This is a genomic window from Mycobacterium sp., assembly GCF_035653355.1.
In the GTDB taxonomy this organism is placed as follows: domain Bacteria; phylum Actinomycetota; class Actinomycetes; order Mycobacteriales; family Mycobacteriaceae; genus Mycobacterium.
Genome location: NZ_DASRBZ010000114.1, coordinates 1 through 2024, shown reverse-complemented (window position 1 = coordinate 2024; position 2024 = coordinate 1). Strand labels below are relative to the sequence as shown.

The following is a 2024-nucleotide window of genomic DNA, read 5'->3' as shown; positions in this document are numbered from 1 at the left end:
TACTGAACCGATTCGGCGTGAGCGCCTAGCGGCCCGGACCCTTACACGGCCGGGCCGCTAGCACGCCGGCGCGGCATACGCGCCCAGTGGGAGCGGGTCCGCCCTCTCGGGCGACGGCAACCGCATTGTCCGAACCGACCGGATGGCGACGCAGGGTTAGCGGTGGTTAACCGGCAACAGCTCCCGGCTCGGCAAACGGCGCACCCAATTCGGGCACCCGCTGGAATCCGTGTCGACGTGCCAGCGATGCGCCGCGTCGAAGCATGGTTCCCATCGCGACGAATCCGGCGTGGTCCACTAGGACGAACGGCGACAGCAGCCTGTTGTGCACGAACGCGAACGCCACGCCGCTCGCCGGGTCGGCCCACCCTAGCGACCCGCCCAGCCCGGCGTGACCGAAGCCGGGCATCGCGTTGAACGGCACGCGGTGGTAGCCCATGTGAAACGCCAAGGGCACCAAGAGGTTGCGGTCCGGCCGTAAGCTGGGCCGTCCGGTCAGACGAGCCACAAGCTCCCGCGACAGGAACCGGGTGCCGTCGATCTCGCCGCCGTTCGCGATCGCGCCGTACATTCGGGCCAGGCTGCGCGCCGTCGCGACCCCGTTCACAGAGGGAATCTCCGCGTCGAGCAGCGGAATCTCGCCTTGCACAACGGCTCTCATGCCCGGGAAGTACATCGAACCGAAGCCGGCGGACAGCTCCAGTGCCGCGATGCGTGGTGCGAGACGGTTGAACACCGGGTTGGAGATGGTGCTCTGCGGCATGATGATCTGCGACGCCTTGGTCGGCGACTGAAGCGGCGGCCGGCCCAGGTGCAATCCGTCGGTGTCCAGCGGCTCGGCCAGCTCCTCGCGAATTAACTTCCGCATTCCCTTGCCCGTGACGGCGCGCGCCAGCCCCGACATCAGCCAGCCATAGGTCAGCGCGTGGTAGGCGGGTTTGCCCAACAGGCTTCCCGGCGCGGCCTCGGCGATCCGCTGTTCCATCCGCTGGTGGTCCAGCAAGTCTTCCTTGGTGGCGCCGTGCAGGTGCGAGAGCCCGGCACGATGCCGCATGACCTGCCGAACCGTGATGGTGTTTTTGCCGTTCGCGCCGAACTCCGGCCAGTACTCGGCTACGGGTGCGTCGTAATCGATCAGCCCACGGTCGGCCAGCCGGTGGATAACGGTGGAGGCCATGCCTTTGGTCGCCGAGAACACCATGGCACCGGTATCGGCCGACCAAGGCGCCTGCCCCGCGCGGTCGGCCCAGCCCGTCCACACGTCGACGACGGGTTCGCCGTCGACATATACCGCCAGCGCGCCGCCGCCGAATCGGCGCGACGGGAATATGCTCGCGAAGCTGCGGACCGCACAGGCAAAGTGCGGATCCGCTGCGCCGTGAACACCGCGTGGTAGCGCTGCGCCGCGGTAACCACGGGTTTCTTGCCTCACAGCGTCGAATTTACCCACCTGATTGGCAAACAATCCTGAATTTACCTTTCCGTTAGGCTGATGCAACCTTAAGTATTTGCTGAGCGGCCATTGCCGGCGTCAATTCGCCTGCTAGCACTTGGCGCTCAACGTCAGCGCGGATCTTGCGGACCTCGGGATTGGACAACATTCGCTCCAGCACGGTGTCGCGCACCATCTGCCAGGTCCAGTCGACCTGCTGCGCACGGCGGCGTGCCTCGAACTCGCCTGCCTCTTTGAGCACCTGGCGATGACGCTCGACGGTGTCCCACAGCTCGGTGAGGCCGGTGCCCTCGTGGGCGCTCATGGTCAAAACCGGGGGCCGCCACAGTGTGTCGCGCGGGTAGATCAACCGGATCGCCGACGACAGCTCACGGGCCGCGATCCGCGCGTCGGTTAGATGATCACCGTCGGCCTTGTTGACCACCACGATGTCGGCCAGCTCCAACACGCCTTTTTTGATGCCCTGCAACTGGTCACCGGTGCGCGCGAGGGTGAGGAAGACGAAGGTGTCGACCATGTTGGCCACAGCGACCTCGGACTGCCCGACGCCGACAGTCTCGACCAAGATCAC

Annotated in this window: 1 protein-coding gene and 1 pseudogene; both read right to left on the bottom strand. The window is 66.2% G+C overall.

Annotated elements, in window-relative coordinates; all coding sequences use genetic code 11:
* Window positions 1-166 precede the first annotated feature (166 nt).
* A complete protein-coding gene (locus tag VFA16_RS03625; RefSeq protein WP_324966499.1) occupies window positions 167-1432 on the bottom strand; it encodes a serine hydrolase domain-containing protein in 1266 nt (421 codons plus the stop codon).
* Between the two features lie 52 nt (window positions 1433-1484).
* Window positions 1485-2024 (bottom strand): annotated as a pseudogene (locus VFA16_RS03620) (methylmalonyl Co-A mutase-associated GTPase MeaB); the annotation flags it as partial.